Source organism: Kitasatospora sp. NPDC004745 (assembly GCF_042873275.1).
Classification (GTDB): Bacteria; Actinomycetota; Actinomycetes; order Streptomycetales; family Streptomycetaceae; genus Kitasatospora.
Genome location: NZ_JBIALK010000008.1, coordinates 172,001 through 187,407 on the forward strand (window position 1 = coordinate 172,001; position 15,407 = coordinate 187,407).

At 72.0% G+C, this 15,407-nt stretch carries 14 protein-coding genes; 12 read left to right on the forward strand and 2 right to left on the reverse strand.

Features of this window, described 5'->3' with window-relative positions; all coding sequences use genetic code 11:
- Positions 1-99 precede the first annotated feature (99 nt).
- From ACFYUY_RS16835 to ACFYUY_RS16880, 10 genes are all read left to right on the forward strand, one after another.
- The gene (locus ACFYUY_RS16835; RefSeq protein WP_360219549.1) at positions 100-1,689 is read left to right on the forward strand and encodes a methylmalonyl-CoA mutase family protein; all 1,590 of its coding nucleotides are present in this window, start codon (positions 100-102) and stop codon (positions 1,687-1,689) included.
- A gap of 183 nt (positions 1,690-1,872) precedes the next feature.
- Positions 1,873-3,138, forward strand: a complete 1,266-nt coding sequence (locus ACFYUY_RS16840; protein ID WP_360219552.1) for an amidohydrolase — start codon at positions 1,873-1,875, stop codon at positions 3,136-3,138.
- A 308-nt stretch (positions 3,139-3,446) separates the two neighbouring features.
- Positions 3,447-4,505 (forward strand): BMP family ABC transporter substrate-binding protein, encoded by a 1,059-nt coding sequence (locus tag ACFYUY_RS16845; RefSeq protein ID WP_360219555.1) that lies wholly within the window; start codon positions 3,447-3,449, stop codon positions 4,503-4,505.
- 294 nt (positions 4,506-4,799) lie between these two features.
- Entirely contained in the window at positions 4,800-6,374 is a 1,575-nt protein-coding gene (locus ACFYUY_RS16850; protein ID WP_387901224.1) for an ABC transporter ATP-binding protein, read from the forward strand.
- Between the two features lie 4 nt (positions 6,375-6,378).
- Positions 6,379-7,542, forward strand: coding sequence for an ABC transporter permease (locus ACFYUY_RS16855; RefSeq protein ID WP_360219558.1), 1,164 nt, complete (start codon positions 6,379-6,381; stop codon positions 7,540-7,542).
- Positions 7,539-8,804, forward strand: coding sequence for an ABC transporter permease (locus tag ACFYUY_RS16860; protein ID WP_387901226.1), 1,266 nt, complete (start codon positions 7,539-7,541; stop codon positions 8,802-8,804). Before ACFYUY_RS16855 ends, ACFYUY_RS16860 begins: the two co-directional genes overlap by 4 nt.
- Positions 8,805-8,815: 11 nt before the next feature.
- Complete coding sequence (locus ACFYUY_RS16865) at positions 8,816-9,205, forward strand: cytidine deaminase (RefSeq protein ID WP_360219564.1); 390 nt, start codon at positions 8,816-8,818, stop codon at positions 9,203-9,205.
- A gap of 112 nt (positions 9,206-9,317) precedes the next feature.
- The gene (locus ACFYUY_RS16870) at positions 9,318-10,595 is read left to right on the forward strand and encodes a thymidine phosphorylase (RefSeq protein ID WP_360219567.1); all 1,278 of its coding nucleotides are present in this window, start codon (positions 9,318-9,320) and stop codon (positions 10,593-10,595) included.
- 46 nt (positions 10,596-10,641) lie between these two features.
- Entirely contained in the window at positions 10,642-11,022 is a 381-nt protein-coding gene (locus tag ACFYUY_RS16875; RefSeq protein ID WP_387901230.1) for a type II toxin-antitoxin system RelE/ParE family toxin, read from the forward strand.
- Positions 11,022-11,360, forward strand: coding sequence for a helix-turn-helix transcriptional regulator (locus ACFYUY_RS16880; RefSeq protein WP_360219573.1), 339 nt, complete (start codon positions 11,022-11,024; stop codon positions 11,358-11,360). The genes ACFYUY_RS16875 and ACFYUY_RS16880 overlap by 1 nt, the downstream gene beginning before the upstream one ends.
- Positions 11,361-11,397: 37 nt before the next feature.
- Here ACFYUY_RS16880 and ACFYUY_RS16885 read toward each other — a convergent pair whose 3' ends face one another.
- Positions 11,398-11,577, reverse strand: a complete 180-nt coding sequence (locus tag ACFYUY_RS16885; protein ID WP_387901233.1) for a hypothetical protein — start codon at positions 11,575-11,577, stop codon at positions 11,398-11,400.
- Between the two features lie 26 nt (positions 11,578-11,603).
- Positions 11,604-12,938, reverse strand: coding sequence for an MFS transporter (locus tag ACFYUY_RS16890; RefSeq protein WP_387901236.1), 1,335 nt, complete (start codon positions 12,936-12,938; stop codon positions 11,604-11,606).
- 91 nt (positions 12,939-13,029) lie between these two features.
- Between ACFYUY_RS16890 and ACFYUY_RS16895 the strand changes: the two genes are divergently transcribed.
- Positions 13,030-13,998 carry a LysR family transcriptional regulator gene (locus ACFYUY_RS16895; RefSeq protein ID WP_360219580.1) on the forward strand — a complete coding sequence of 323 codons (969 nt, stop codon included), beginning with the start codon at positions 13,030-13,032 and terminating at the stop codon, positions 13,996-13,998.
- A gap of 167 nt (positions 13,999-14,165) precedes the next feature.
- Complete coding sequence (locus ACFYUY_RS16900; protein ID WP_360219583.1) at positions 14,166-15,320, forward strand: adenosine deaminase; 1,155 nt, start codon at positions 14,166-14,168, stop codon at positions 15,318-15,320.
- The last annotated feature ends 87 nt before the right edge of the window (positions 15,321-15,407 follow it).

Here is a 15,407-nt window from a genome sequence, read left to right on the forward strand (position 1 = left end):
CTGCGCGGCCGGCACCCGGACGCCGCGCGCCGGGCCGCCGGGAACCGCCGGACGCGCCCTACATTGCGAGGACCACCGCTCCCGCCCCCAGGAGGGCCCATGGCCGCGGAACCGCGCCGCTCCGAGTCAGGATTCGAGATCGAGCCGCTGTACGGCCCGGAGGCGCTGGCCGGCTGGGACCCGGCGAGCCGGCTCGGACGCCCGGGGGAGTACCCGTACACCCGGGGCGTCCACCCGACGATGTACACCGGGCGGCCGTGGACGATGCGGCAGTACGCGGGCTTCGGCACCGCCGCCGAGTCCAACGCCCGCTACCGGCAGCTGATCGCGGGCGGCGGCACCGGACTCTCGGTGGCCTTCGACCTGCCCACCCAGATGGGCTACGACTCGGACGCGCCGCAGGCCGCCGGGGAGGTCGGCAAGGTGGGCGTGGCCGTCGACGGGGTCGAGGACATGGCGACGCTGTTCGACGGGATCCCGCTGGACGCGGTGTCCACCTCGATGACCATCAACGCGCCCGCCGCGCTGCTCCTGCTGCTCTACCAGCTCGTCGGCGAGGCCCGGGGGGTGGCGCCGGCCCGGCTCACCGGCACCGTCCAGAACGACGTGCTGAAGGAGTACATCGCCCGGGGCACCTACATCTTCCCGCCGCAGCCCTCGCTCCGGCTGGTCGCGGACCTCATGCGCTACTGCCGGGCCGAGATCCCGCGCTGGAACACCGTCTCGATCTCCGGGTACCACATGGCCGAGGCCGGGGCGGACCCGGCGCAGGAGATCGCCTTCACGCTGGCCAACGGCATCGCCTACGTCCGCACGGCGCTGGCCGCCGGGATGGCCGTGGACGACTTCGCGCCGCGGCTCTCCTTCTTCTTCGTGGCCCGCACCACGCTGCTGGAGGAGGTCGCCAAGTTCCGCGCCGCCCGGCGGATCTGGGCCCGGGTGATGCGCGAGGAGTTCGGCGCGCGGGACCCCCGCTCGCGGATGCTGCGCTTCCACACCCAGACCGCCGGGGTGCAGCTGACCGCCCAACAGCCCGAGGTGAACCTGGTCCGGGTCTCGGTGCAGGCGCTCGCCGCGGTGTTCGGCGGTACCCAGTCGCTGCACACCAACGCCTTCGACGAGGCGATCGCGCTGCCCACCGAGAAGGCGGCCCGGCTCGCCCTGCGGACGCAGCAGGTGATCGCCCACGAGACGGACGTGACCGCCACCGTGGACCCGTTCGCCGGTTCCTACGCCGTGGAGTCGATGACCGACGAGGTGGAGGCCGCCGCACTGGCGCTGATGGCCCGGGTCGAGGAGCTGGGCGGCGCGGTGGCCGCGATCGAGCAGGGCTTCCAGAAGGCCGCGATCGAGCGCACCGCCTACCGGATCCAGCAGGAGACCGACTCGGGCGAGCGGACGGTGGTGGGCGTCAACCGCTTCCGGCTGGAGACCGAGGAGCCCTACCACCCGCTGCGGGTGGATCCGGCGATCGAGCGGCGGCAGGCCGAACGGCTGGCCCGGCTGCGCGCCGACCGCGACTCCGCGGCCGTCACCCGGGCCCTGGACGCGCTGCGCCGCGCCGCGGAGGGGGCGGACAACGTGCTGTACCCGATGAAGGAGGCGCTGGCCGCCCGGGCCACCGTCGGCGAGGTCTGCGACGCGCTGCGCGGGGTGTGGGGCGGGTACTCCCCGGTGGACCGCTTCTGAGCCGCCGTCAAGGCACCGCGCCCGTGTCCACCGGCCCGGGTGATCGTTGCACAGGGCAAGCAACCCGGGGAAGGCGGCTGAAACGAGATGTCATACCCACCTGTTCGGCCGGTATGCGCCCATCCGGGGACTAGTTTTCCGGAAGTCGGGCCAAATCCCCCCAACAGGCCTACTCTTGTTGAGATGAACCGTCCTGAGCCCGCTCAGCCGGGCGCCACTCTCGCCGCCGCACGCCCCGCCGCCGATCTGCGCGCCAGGGTCAGGAGGCTGGAGCCCGAGCTGATCGCCTTCCGCCGTGATCTGCACCGGCATCCGGAGCTCGGCCGACAGGAGTTCCGCACCACCGGTCTGATCCGCGACCGGCTGGTGGCGGCGGGCCTGAGCCCGCGGGTGCTGCCCGGCGGCACCGGGCTGATCGTCGACGTCGTCCCGGCCGGCACCGCCCCGGACGCCGAGTTCCTGGCCTTCCGCGCCGACATCGACGCGCTGCCCATCGACGACGCCAAGAGCGACGTGCCGTACCGCTCGACCGTCCCCGGGCGGGCCCACGCCTGCGGGCACGACGTGCACACCTCGGTGGTGCTCGGCACCGCCCTGGTGCTGGCGGAGGCCGCCCGCACCGGCGAGCTGGGCCGCCCGGTGCGGCTGGTCTTCCAGCCGGCCGAGGAGGTCATGCCGGGCGGCGCGCTGGACGTCATCAAGGCCGGCGGGATGGACGGCGTCGGCCGGATCTTCGCCGTGCACTGCGACCCCAAGGTGGAGGTGGGCCGGATCGCGCTGCGCACCGGCGCCATCACCTCGGCCTGCGACCGCCTGGTACTCCACCTGGACGGCCCCGGCGGCCACACCGCCCGCCCGCACCTGACCACCGACCTGGTGACCGCGATCGCCCGGATGGCCGCCGACCTGCCGGGTGCGCTGGCCCGCCGGATGGACCCGCGCTGGGGCGTCAGCCTGGTCTGGGGCCGGATCGCCGCCGGCTCCGCGCCCAACGTCATCCCGCAGCACGCCGAGCTGGAGGGCACCGTCCGCTGCCTGGAGCTGGACGGCTGGCGCGAGGCGCCGGACCTGCTGCACGAGCTGATCGCCAAGCTCGCCGAGACCTACCGGGCGAAGTGGACGCTGGACTACCACCGCGGGGTGCCGCCGGTGGTGAACGAGGCGGTCTCGGTCGCGCTGCTGGACGCGGCGATGACGGCCCGGTTCGGCACGGCCGGCGGGGCGGACGGCCTGCAGGTGGTGGAGGGCACCGAGCAGAGCCTGGGCGGCGAGGACTTCTCCTGGTACCTGGAGCACGCCCCGGGCGCGCTGGCCCGGCTCGGCGTCCGCGCCCCCGGTGACACCGCCGTCCGGGACCTGCACCAGGGCCGCTTCGACGTCGACGAGCGGGCGATCGGGATCGGCGTGGAGCTCTTCGCGGCGCTGGCCCTGGACGAGCCGCAGCTCTGAGCCGGCGGACCGCCGCCCGTGCGGCAGGTCCCCGCGACGTGTGCGAACGACCCCCCGGACCGGCCGGTGCCCAGCAGGGCGCCGGCCGGTCCGCGCTGATCCGGGCTTTTCGAACAGTTCCGTAGACTGGTCTGAAACCAGTTCCGGATCACCGTCCGCGCACGGGAAGAGGGCCTCGGGACGACCGTGAGACCACGGTTTGATAACAACCCGAATGCTCCGGCAGCCCGTAACACAACCGTGTTCTACGCGCGTTACGGTGGCGTCCGACCACGCTAATCAGGTGCGTGTGAGAAGGAGATACTCCCTTGCGCCGTTCAATGAAGCTCGCCGCGGTTGTGCTCTCGGGTTCCCTGGGCATGGCCTCGCTCGCCGCTTGCGGCGCAAAGAGCACTGACAACGCCTCCTCCGGTTCCTCCGACGGCTCGCTCAAGGTCGGTATGGCCTATGACATCGGCGGCCGTGGCGACCAGTCCTTCAACGACTCCGCCGCCCGCGGTCTCGACAAGGCCAAGTCCGAGCTCGGCGTCTCCGTCACCGAGGCCGACGCCAAGACCGGCGAGGCCGAGGCCGACAAGGAGACCCGCCTCAAGAACCTGATCGACGGTGGCTACAAGACCATCATCGCGGTCGGCTTCGTCTACCAGCAGGCGGTCGACAAGGTCGCCAAGGACAACCCGGACGTCAAGTTCGCGATCATCGACTCGAACGACAAGGACCAGCCGTCCAACGTCACGTCGCTGGTCTTCGCCGAGCAGGAGGGTTCCTACCTCGCCGGCGTCGCCGCCGCGAACAAGTCGAAGAGCAAGCACGTCGGCTTCATCGGCGGTGTGCAGTCCGAGCTGATCAAGAAGTTCGAGGCCGGTTACAAGGCGGGTGTGAAGTCCGTCGACCCGAACATCCAGGTCGAGACCACCTACCTGACCACCCCCCCGGACTTCTCCGGCTTCAACTCGCCCGACAAGGGCAAGGAGGCCGCGCAGGGCCAGCTCGACAAGGGCGCGGACGTCATCTACTCCGCCGCCGGCTCCTCCGGCAACGGCGCCATCGAGGCCGTCGCCAACAAGCAGGGCGCCCTGGCCATCGGTGTCGACTCCGACCAGGCCAACCAGCCGGCCCTGGCGAAGTACAAGAACAGCATCCTGACCTCGATGGTCAAGAACGTCGACAACGCGGTGTTCTCCTACATCGAGTCGGTCAAGAAGGGCGCGCCGTTCACCGGCGTCAAGCTGTTCGACCTGAAGGCCAACGGTGTCTCGCTGGCCACCACCGGTGGCAAGATCGACGACATCCAGGACAAGCTGAAGGCCGCCGCCACGGCGATCACCTCCGGCGCCACCACCGTCCCGACCGCCCCGGCCCAGTAAGGCCCGCGCGTCCCGGACGACGTAGCGACTGCCGCCTGCCCGGCAGCGCGATGATTGACACGGCACAACGGGAGGGGCCCGGCAGGGTGCGCTGAACGCGTACCCCCGGGCCCCGTCCCGTCCCCACGTCCTCACCCTTGGCCCTCCCAGCGCAACGACGCGCCTCCAGACCACCAGGAGATCGCCATCACCGCATCCGACCCCGTCCCCCTGCGCAAGGACGGAACCCCCAGCGCGGGGACGGCGACACCGGCCGTCGAACTGCGCGGCATCACCAAGCGCTTCCCCGGCGTCGTGGCCAACCACGACATCAACCTCACCGTCCGCAGCGGCACCGTGCACGCCCTGATGGGTGAGAACGGCGCCGGCAAGTCGACGCTGATGAAGATCCTCTACGGCATGCAGAAGCCGGACGAGGGCACCATCGCGATCAACGGCGAGCAGTGCGAGTTCAACACCCCGGGCGACGCCATCTCCCGCGGCATCGGCATGGTGCACCAGCACTTCATGCTGGCCGACAACCTCACCGTGTGGGAGAACGTCGTCCTCGGCGGCGAGAACATCCACGGCATCGGCGCCAAGGCGAAGGCGAAGATCCGGGAGATCTCCGACCAGTACGGCCTGGGCGTGCGCCCGGACGCCCTGGTCGAGGACCTCGGCGTCGCGGACCGCCAGCGCGTCGAGATCCTCAAGGTGCTGTACCGCGGCGCCAAGATCCTGATCCTCGACGAGCCCACGGCCGTGCTGGTCCCGCAGGAGGTCGACGCGCTGTTCGACAACCTGCGCGACCTGAAGTCCGAGGGCGTCACCGTCATCTTCATCTCGCACAAGCTGCACGAGGTGCTGGCGGTGGCCGACGCGATCAGCGTCATCCGGCGCGGCACCACCGTCGGCGACGCCGACCCGAAGGCCGTCACCGCCCGCCAGCTCGCCGAGCTGATGGTCGGCGCCGAGCTGCCCTCCCCGGAGAGCCGCGCGTCGACCGTGACCACCGACGTGATGCTCGCCGTCGAGGACCTGCGGATCGCCAAGACCGACGCCGAGGGCATCGAGCGCGTCGTCCTCGACGACATCTCGCTGCGCATCCACAAGGGCGAGATCCTCGGCATCGCCGGTGTCGAGGGCAACGGCCAGGCCGAACTGGTCGAGGCCATCATGGGCATGCTGCCGCTGGACGGCGGCACCGTCGCCCTGGACGGCAAGGACCTCTCGGGTTCGCTCACCCGCGCCCGCCGCGAGGCCGGCATCGGGTACATCCCCGAGGACCGCCACCGGCACGGCCTGCTGCTGGAGGCCCCGCTCTGGGAGAACCGGATCCTCGGTCACGTCACCGAGGAGCCCAACTCCAAGGGCGTCCTGCTCGACCCCTCCGGCGCCCGGCAGGACACCTGGCGGATCGTCGAGCAGTACGACGTCCGCACCCCCGGCATCGAGGTCACCGCGGCCTCCCTCTCCGGCGGCAACCAGCAGAAGCTGATCATCGGCCGCGAGATGAGCCACCAGCCCAAGCTGCTGATCGCGGCGCACCCCACCCGCGGTGTGGACGTCGGCGCCCAGGCGCAGATCTGGGAGCACATCCGGGTCGCGCAGCGCGCGGGCCTGGCGGTCCTGCTGATCTCCGCCGACCTGGACGAGCTGATCGGCCTCTCCGACACCATCCGGGTCATCTACCGCGGGCGCCTGGTCGCCGACGCCGACCCGGCCACCGTCACCGCCGAGGACCTCGGCACCGCGATGACCGGTGCCGCCAGCGGCCACATCGAGTCCGACGCGGACGCCGTCGCCGAGGCGCACGCCGCCGCGGCGGAGGGCACCGAGGCCGAGCACTCGCACACCGACACCGCCGGCGACGCCGAGGCGGGGGAGTAGCCACATGACCAGTCCCAACCCCCCTGCCGCCAAGCGCAGCCTGACGCAGCGGATCAGCGGTGAGCGGATCGTGCTCGCACTGGCGGCGCCGGTGCTCGCGGTCGTGCTCTCCGTGGTGATCTGTTCCGTCCTGCTGGCGACCTCGGGCAAGAACCCGTTCGAGGCGTGGAACGTGATGCTCACGTACGCCACCAAGTCGGACGGCCAGGTGGCGATCCTCAACCGGTCCACCACCTACTACCTGGCCGCCGCGGCCGCCGCGTTCGGGTTCCGGATGAACCTGTTCAACATCGGCGTCGAGGGCCAGTACAAGGTCGCGGCGCTGTTCGCGGCCTTCATCGGCGCCCAGGTCGACCTGCCGGCGATCATCCAGATCCCGCTGCTGCTGGTCACCGCCATGCTGGTCGGCGGTCTGTACGCCAGCATCGCCGGTCTGCTGAAGGTCTACCGCGGCGTCAGCGAGGTCATCTCGACCATCATGCTGAACTCGATCGCCGTCGCGATCGTCGGTCTGCTGCTCGTCCCGGGCATCTTCGCCCCGGAGCAGAGCGGCACCAGCAACTCGATCCAGACCGCGCCGATCTCGCAGTCGAGCCACTTCTTCTCGTTCGACACGGCCGGCGGCCCGCTCTGGGGCTTCCTCTTCATCGCCGTCCTGGTCGGCGTGGCCTTCCAGTTCACCCTGACCCGCACCCGCTTCGGCTTCGACCTGCGCGCCACCGGCCGCTCGGAGTCGGCGGCCACCGCGTCCGGCGTGAACGTCAAGCGCATGGTCATCATCTCGATGGCGGTCTCCGGCGGCCTGGCCGGTCTGATCGGCATGCCCGAGCTGCTGCAGAACTCGTACTTCTACGGCCAGACCTTCCAGCCGGGCCTCGGCTTCCTCGGCATCTCGGTCGCCCTGCTCGGCCGGAACAGCCCGATCGGCATGGCCTTCGCGGCCCTGCTGTTCGCCTTCCTGGACGCCACCGGCAACCAGCTGCCGCTGCCGAAGAACGGGGCCTTCCCGTTCGAGATCGTCCAGGTCATGCAGGGCACCATCGTCATCTGCGTCGTCGTCGCGTACGAGCTGGTGCGCCGCTACAGCCTGAAGCGCCAGCAGCAGAAGGTCGGCGCCCAGCTCGCCGCCCAGCTCGCGGCCACTGAGAAGAAGGAGGTGTCCGCATGAGCACGGCTACCGCTGCTCGTCCGAAGGCGCCCGGCGCCCCCGCCAAGAAGCGCAAGCTCTCCTGGCCGGTCGTGCTGCTGCTGATCGCGGGCGCCCTGGTGCTGTTCTCCGCCGTGGGCATGGCCACCGGCAACCACTCGCTGACCTCCTCCGGGCAGGTCACCGCGGCGCTCAGCGCCGCCGTGCCGATCGGCATGGCCGGTCTGGGCGGTCTCTGGTCCGAGCGGGCCGGCGTGGTCAACATCGGCCTCGAGGGCATGATGGTCGCCGGCACCTTCTGCGGTGCCTGGGCGGGCTACCTGTACAACCCGTGGGTCGGTCTGCTGGCCGGCATGCTCGGCGGTGCGCTGGGCGGTCTGCTGCACGCGGTGATCACCGTCAGCTTCGGCGTCGACCACATCGTCTCCGGCGTCGGCATCAACCTCCTGATCCCCGGCATCTGCGCGTACGTCAACCGGATCTACTACAAGGACTACATCTCGGTCGGCGCCGGTGCGAACCAGTCGCCGCCGGCGGATCCGCTGCCGTACATCACCGTCCCGGGCCTGTCCTCCTGGCTGAAGGACATCGAGGGCCACCACTGGTTCTTCGTCTCGGACGTCGCCGGGGTGCTCGGCGGCCTGGTCACCAACATCTCGGTGGTCGTGGTGCTGGCGGCCGCGCTGATCGTGATCAGCTACTTCGCACTCTGGCGCACGGTGTTCGGCCTTCGGCTGCGCTCCTGCGGTGAGAACCCGACCGCCGCCGAGTCGCTGGGCGTCAACGTCTACAAGTACAAGTACCTCGCGGTCGTCGCCTCCGGTGCCTTCGCCGGTCTCGGCGGTGCGTACCTCTCGCTGGTCGCGGCGCACTTCTACAAGGACGGCCAGACCCTCGGCCGCGGCTTCATCGGCCTCGCGGCGATGATCTTCGGCAACTGGATGCCGGGCGGCCTCGCCATGGGCGCCGGCCTGTTCGGCTTCACCGACAGCCTCCAGCTGCGCGACCCGGAGTCGGTGCACGTCCTGATCCTGACCGTCTCCATCGCGATGGCCCTGCTCGCGCTCTGGCAGCTGTACCGGCGCAAGTTCACCTCCGCCGCGGTCTCGATCGTGATCGCGGGCGGCCTCGGTGCCTGGTACGCGCTCACCGACGAGGTCCAGCGCCCGCTGATCGTCGCCACGCCGTACGTGATCACCCTGGTGGTGCTCTCGCTGGCCTCGCAGCGCCTGCGGATGCCCAAGGCGGACGGCCAGATCTACCGCAAGGGCCAGGGCAAGTGACGGCGGCTCCGGTGAGCCCCGCGGTCGACTGGGAGCGGCTGCGCGCGGCCGCGCGCGAGGCCATGGGCCACGCGTACGCCCCGTACAGCAAGTTCCCGGTCGGCGCGGCCGCGCTGGTGGACGACGGGCGGCTGGTCACCGGCTGCAACGTCGAGAACGCCTCGTACGGGCTCGGGCTGTGCGCCGAGTGCGGGCTGGTGTCCGCGCTGCACGCCTCGGGCGGCGGCCGGCTGACGGCCTTCACCTGCGTCGACGGCGCGGGCGAGCTGCTGATGCCGTGCGGGCGCTGCCGCCAGCTGCTGTACGAGCACGGCGGACCGGAGCTGCTGATCGAGCTCCCCTCGGGCGTGCGCCCGATGAGCGAGGTCCTCCCCGACGCGTTCGGACCGGAGCGCCTGTAAGCCGGAGCGGCTCTAGCATCTGCATTTGTTACGCGCGTAGAGTGTCGCGAGTGGGCCGTAACCCGGTCATCTCGCGACACTCTTCGCTTTTGAACCCCCTCTTGGAGCACGCATGGACGCCATCTCCGTCATCAGGACCAAGCGCGACCGCGGAGAGCTGAGCGACGCTCAGATCGACTGGGTCATCGACGCCTACACCCGTGGCGAGGTCGCCGACGAGCAGATGTCCGCGCTCGCCATGGCCATCCTGCTGAACGGCATGAAGTCGCGCGAGATCAGCCGCTGGACCGACGCCATGATCCGCTCCGGCGTCCGGATGGACTTCTCCTCGCTGGCGCAGCCCACCAGCGACAAGCACTCCACCGGCGGCGTCGGCGACAAGATCACCCTCCCGCTGGCCCCGCTCGTCGCCGCCTGCGGCGCCGCCGTCCCGCAGCTCTCCGGCCGCGGCCTCGGCCACACCGGCGGCACCCTCGACAAGCTGGAGTCCATCCCCGGCTGGCGCGCCCTGCTCTCCAACGAGGAGATGCTCGACGTGCTGCGCGGCACCGGCGCCGTCATCTGCGCCGCCGGCGACGGCCTGGCGCCCGCCGACAAGAAGCTCTACGCGCTGCGCGACGTCACCGGCACCGTCGAGGCCATCCCGCTGATCGCCTCCTCCATCATGTCCAAGAAGATCGCCGAGGGCACCGGCGCGCTGGTCCTGGACGTCAAGGTCGGCTCCGGCGCCTTCATGAAGAACCTGGACGACGCCCGCGAGCTGGCCCGCACCATGGTCGGCCTCGGCACCACCGCCGGCGTCAACACCGTCGCCCTGCTCACCGACATGTCCACCCCGCTCGGCCTCACCGCCGGCAACGCGCTGGAGGTCCGCGAGTCGGTCGAGGTGCTGGCCGGCGGCGGCCCGGCCGACGTCGTCGAGCTCACCCTCGCCCTCGCCCGCGAGATGCTCGCCGCGGCCGGCGTGCACGGCAAGGACCCGGCCGACGCGCTGCGCGACGGCTCCGCGATGGACCACTGGCGCCGCATGATCGCCGCCCAGGGCGGCGACGTCGACGCCCCGCTCCCGGTCGCCCGCGAGCAGCACGTCATCCCCGCGCCCGCCTCCGGCGTGCTCACCACCCTCGACGCCTACGCCGTCGGCGTCTGCGCCTGGCGCCTCGGCGCCGGCCGCGCCCGCAAGGAGGACCCGGTGCAGGCCGGCGCCGGCGTCGAGATGCACGCCAAGCCCGGTGACACCGTGGTGGCCGGTCAGCCCCTGCTGACCCTGCACACCGACACCCCGGAGCGCTTCGCCTACGCCGTCGAGGCCCTGGAGGGCGGCATCGAGGTCTCCCCGGCCGGCACCGCGTTCACCCCGAACCCGATCGTGCTGGACCGCATCGCGTAGTCATGCGATTACTTCCTGTGCGGCAGCGTGCTCTACGCTGCCGCACATGGGAGTCGACCGCTTCTCCATCGAGATCGAACCCGAAGTCCGGACGTGGCTCGCCGCGCTTCCGCCGCTGCACTATTGCAGGACCGAGCGCGCCGTCGACCTTCTGGCCGATCGTCCGACGACGCTCGGCGAGCCGTACTCGCGCCACCTGGACGGGTTGGTGCGCGAGCTTCGCTTCGATCTGGGGGGCGCGGCCACGAGGATCACCTACTGGCTCGCGCCCGGGCGACGGATCATTCTGCTGACGGTGTTCACCAAGAGGCGGATGCGCGAGACTGCTGAGGTCACCCGGGCTCTGTGGGCTCAGAAGATCTGCGAGTCCGAACACGAACCCGCGCACGAGGAGTTCAGCCGGATCGTCTCGGAGGGAGAGCAGTAGTGAACCACTCTCAGTGGCGGACCCGCCGCACGCGCGAGCTGCTGGGCGAGCATGTCCAGGAGAGCCCGGAGAGCGCCGCGGAGCGGCTGGAGTTCCACTACTCCTGGGCGTTCGGGCAGGCGCTCTACGACCGCCGCACTGCTCTCGGCCTGTCGCAGGCGGAGGTGGCCCGTCGGGCCAACCTGACGGAGGACGAAATCGAGCGCATCGAGGGAGCCGGCACCGTGCCCACGCTTCCGCTGCTGCAGCGGTTGGCGGCCGCGCTGGAGTCCGAGCTCGACATCCACGTCACGCCCGACGTCGAGGCCGCCGTCCGCTTCCACCCGCCGGCGGCCTGACGGGCCGCTTCAGGCGGAGGTCCGCAGGACGCTGGTGTCAAGGGTTCACCGAACTGTCGCGCGCCAGGCGGATGGCGGCGAGTTCGTGACGCTTCACCGGTGACGTCGTCACGACGATCCCGCCGTCGGCGATCTCGATCTTCCCTATTCCCGGCACCTGCGGCAGCTGACGCGCGATCTCACGCAGCCGGGCGTACCCGGCGGGGTCGGTGCTCATGGTCCGGAGCGTATCCGCGGTGGCCGTCAGGCGTTCGCGACCGCTCGGCGGGCGGTGTGGGCCTGCCGGGTGCCGTGGAGGGTGACGCCGGCGGCGAGGGTCATGGCGACGAGGCCGACGACGGCGGCGCCGGTCCAGCCGGTGGCGTGGTAGGCGTCGGCGCCGACGGTGCCGCCGAGGCTGTTCCCCAGGTAGTAGGCGATCAGGTAGAGCGCGGAGGCCTGGGCGCGGCCCCGGGTGGCGGTGCGGCCGACCGCCGAGGAGGCGGTGGCGTGGCCGGCGAAGAAGCCGGCGGTGATCAGCACCAGGCCCAGCAGCGCGCAGAGCAGGGACCCGGCGAGCGAGAGCAGCAGCCCGGCGGCCGTCACGCCGATCGAGACGTAGAGCGCGCCGCGGCGGCCGAGCCGGCCGGAGAGGCGGCCGGCGGCGGCGGAGGTGCCGGTGCCGACCAGGTAGACGACGAAGATCGAGGCGGCGACGGACTCCGGCAGGTGGAACGGCGCGCCGATCAGCCGGTAGCCGACGGTGTTGTAGACCGCGCCGAACACGGCCATGAAGAGCAGTCCGAGCAGGTACAGCCGGACCAGCAGCGGGTTGCGCAGGTGCCCGCCGACGGTGCGGGCGAGGGCGCGGGCGTCCACCGGGGCCGGGGTGAAGTGGCGGGCGGCGGGGATCAGCAGCCGGAACGCGAGCACGGCGAGCAGGGCCAGTGCGGCGGAGGCGGCGAGGCCCCAGCGCCAGCCGAGGGCGGCGGCCGTCCAGCCGGAGAGCAGCCGGCCGCCCATGCCGCCGATGCTGTTGCCGGCCACGTACAGGCCCATCGCGGAGGCCAGGGCGCCGGGGTGGACCTCCTCGGCGAGGTAGGCCATCGCGGTGGCGGGCAGGCCGGCGAGGGCGGCGCCCTGGAGGACGCGCAGCACGACGAGGGTGGTGAGGTCGGGCGCGAACGGGAGGGCGAGGGCGAGGGCGGCGGCGGCGAGGGTGGAGGCCGTCATCACGGCGGTGCGGCCGTACCGGTCGGACAGGGCGCTGGCGGGGAGCAGGGCGAGGGCGAGTCCGAGGGTGGCGGCGGAGGCCGTCCAGCTGGCCTGGCCGGGGGTGAGGTCGAGGTCGGCCGAGAGGACCGGCAGCAGGCCCTGGGTGGAGTAGAGCAGGACGAAGGTCGCGATCCCGGCGGCGAACAGGGCGAGGTTGGCGCGGCGGAAGGAGCGCTGGCCGGGGCGGTGGCGGTCGTCGTGTGCGGGGGCGGTGCCGGGGGAGTCCGGGACGGCGGTGGGGGCGTCCGGCGCGGCGGTGGGGTCGGGGGCGGCGGTGGGGGCATCCGGGACGGCCACGGACGCCTTGGTATCGGCGGGCTGCATGTCGTCGACGTTAGGCGCGCGGCGCTGATGCGTCCAATGCATCAACAGGGGATCATTGATGCACTGTCGTATGAGTCGAGGTGGTGGCGGGATGGCCGGGGCGGAGCTGCCGGACGGCACGGAGGCGCGGTACCGGGCGGCGGAGCTGGGGCCTGACGAGCCGGCGGTGCTGCTGGCGCCCCGGCTGGCGCAGTTCGCCGCGGTGGCCCGGCTGGAGCACGTGACGCAGGCGGCCGCGCTGCTCGGGGTGCCGCAGCCGACGCTGTCGCGGGCGGTGGCCCGGCTGGAGGAGGAGCTGGGGGTCGGTCTGCTCGCCCGGCAGGGGCGGACGGTCCGGCTGACCAGGGCCGGCCGGCTGCTGCTGGCCTCGGTGGAGCGGGCGTTGGCGGAGGTGGAGCGCGGGGCGGAGGCCGCGCGGGCGGAGGCGGATCCGGAGGTCGGGCGGGTCGCGTTCGGGTTCCTGCACACGATGGGGGCGGACACGGTGCCGGCGCTGCTGGGCGGGTTCCGGGCGGCGCACCCGCAGGTCCGGTTCCAGCTGGTGCAGGACTACGGCGCGGCGATGCTGGAACGGCTGCGGGCCGGGGAGCTGGACCTCTGCCTGGTCGCGCCGCTCCCGGAGGACCCGGCCTTCACGGCCCGCGGGCTGGACGAGCAGCGGCTGCACCTGGTCGTCCCGGTGGACCACCGGCTGGCCGGGCGGCGGCGGATCCGGCTGGCGGAGGTGGCCGACGAGACCTTCGTCGGGCTGGAGCCGGGCTACGGGATGCGCGCGATCACGGACGGGTTCTGCGCCGAGGCCGGGTTCGTGCCGAGGCTGGCCTTCGAGGGCGAGGAGACCGAGACGCTGCGCGGGCTGGTGGCGGCCGGACTGGGGGTGGCGCTGCTGCCGCCGGCGCTGGTGCCGCGGCCGGGGGTGGTGGAGCTGGAGGTGACGGCGCCGCGCACCCGGCGGGCGATCGGGCTGGCCTGGGCGACGGGGCGGCCGCTGACCCCGCCGGCGGCGGCGTTCCGGGACTTCGTGCTGTCGCGGCGGGGCCGCCTGCTGCAGCACGACTGACCGGCGGCCGACGGGTCGCCGGCGGGTCTCCGGCCGGGTCTCAGGTCAGGGGGGGGCTGGCCCGGAGGTGTCGGGCTGGCCCGTGCGGTGGAATTCCGGGTGGACTTTCGCCGAACCGGCCGTGTTGGCGGTGGTGGGTCTACGCGCGTAGGGGCTATATTTCCGCAATGGAGAAGCAGATCCCTGTCACCGCCGCGGGCACCGGCCCGCGCATCCCCACCCCCGACCAGATCCGCCGCGCGCCGAAGGTGCTGCTGCACGACCACCTCGACGGCGGGCTGCGCCCGGAGACGGTCGTCGAGCTGGCCGCCGCGGTCGGCTACGAAGGACTCCCCACCACCGACCCCAAGGAGCTCGGCGAGTGGTTCCGCGAGGCGGCCGACTCCGGCTCGCTGGTCCGCTACCTGGAGACCTTCGCGCACACCTGCGCCGTGATGCAGACCCGTGAGGCCCTGATCAAGGTCGCCGCCGACTGCGCCGAGGACCTGGCCGCCGACGGCGTCGTCTACGCCGAGGTCCGCTACGCCCCCGAGCAGCACCTGGAGGCCGGCCTCTCCCTGGACGAGGTCGTCGAGGCCGTCAACGAGGGCTTCCGGCTCGGCGAGGCCAACGCCCGCGCAGCCGGCCACCGGATCCGCGTCGGCACCCTGCTGACCGCGATGCGGCACGCCGCCCGCTCCACCGAGATCGCCGAGCTGGCCAACCGCCACCGCGACCAGGGCGTCGTCGGCTTCGACATCGCCGGCGCCGAGGCGGGCCACCCGCCGACCCGCCACCAGGCCGCCTTCGACTACCTCAAGGGCGAGAACAACCACTTCACCATCCACGCGGGCGAGGCCTTCGGCCTGCCGTCGATCTGGGAGGCCCTGCAGTGCTGCGGCGCCGACCGGCTCGGCCACGGCGTGCGGATCGTCGACGACATCACGGTGGGCGAGGACGGCAGCGTCCAGCTCGGCCGGCTGGCCGCGTACGTGCGCGACAAGCGCATCCCGCTGGAGATGTGCCCCACCTCCAACCTGCAGACCGCGGCCGCGACCTCGTACGCCGAGCACCCGATCGGTCTGCTCAGCCGGCTGAAGTTCCGGGTCACCGTGAACACCGACAACCGCCTGATGAGCGGCACCAGCATGAGCCGGGAGTTCGGCCACCTGGTCGAGGCCTTCGGCTACACGCTGGGGGACATGGAGTGGTTCACGGTGAACGCGATGAAGTCGGCGTTCCTGCCGTTCGACGAGCGCCTGGCGATGATCAACGACGTGATCAAGCCGGGGTACGCCGAGCTCAAGGCCGAGTGGCTGTTCAGCGCCGGCGTCGCCGGCTGAACGGTCCGGACGGACCCGGTCGTCGGGTGAACACCAGTGCTTCGAACGGGAGTTGGTGTTCATCCGACGACTCACTCGGCTGAGTGA

Excerpts from the sequence above, each read along its gene's own strand:
- ACFYUY_RS16835 (WP_360219549.1), top strand. The coding sequence starts at position 100 with ATGGCCGCGGAACCGCGCCGCTCCGAGTCAGGATTCGAGATCGAGCCG.
- ACFYUY_RS16840 (WP_360219552.1), top strand. The coding sequence starts at position 1,873 with ATGAACCGTCCTGAGCCCGCTCAGCCGGGCGCCACTCTCGCCGCCGCA.
- ACFYUY_RS16855 (WP_360219558.1), top strand. The coding sequence starts at position 6,379 with ATGACCAGTCCCAACCCCCCTGCCGCCAAGCGCAGCCTGACGCAGCGG.
- ACFYUY_RS16860 (WP_387901226.1), top strand. The coding sequence starts at position 7,539 with ATGAGCACGGCTACCGCTGCTCGTCCGAAGGCGCCCGGCGCCCCCGCC.
- ACFYUY_RS16870 (WP_360219567.1), top strand. The coding sequence starts at position 9,318 with ATGGACGCCATCTCCGTCATCAGGACCAAGCGCGACCGCGGAGAGCTG.
- ACFYUY_RS16875 (WP_387901230.1), top strand. The coding sequence starts at position 10,642 with ATGGGAGTCGACCGCTTCTCCATCGAGATCGAACCCGAAGTCCGGACG.
- ACFYUY_RS16885 (WP_387901233.1), bottom strand. The coding sequence starts at position 11,577 with ATGAGCACCGACCCCGCCGGGTACGCCCGGCTGCGTGAGATCGCGCGT.
- ACFYUY_RS16890 (WP_387901236.1), bottom strand. The coding sequence starts at position 12,938 with ATGCAGCCCGCCGATACCAAGGCGTCCGTGGCCGTCCCGGATGCCCCC.
- ACFYUY_RS16895 (WP_360219580.1), top strand. The coding sequence starts at position 13,030 with ATGGCCGGGGCGGAGCTGCCGGACGGCACGGAGGCGCGGTACCGGGCG.
- ACFYUY_RS16900 (WP_360219583.1), top strand. The coding sequence starts at position 14,166 with ATGGAGAAGCAGATCCCTGTCACCGCCGCGGGCACCGGCCCGCGCATC.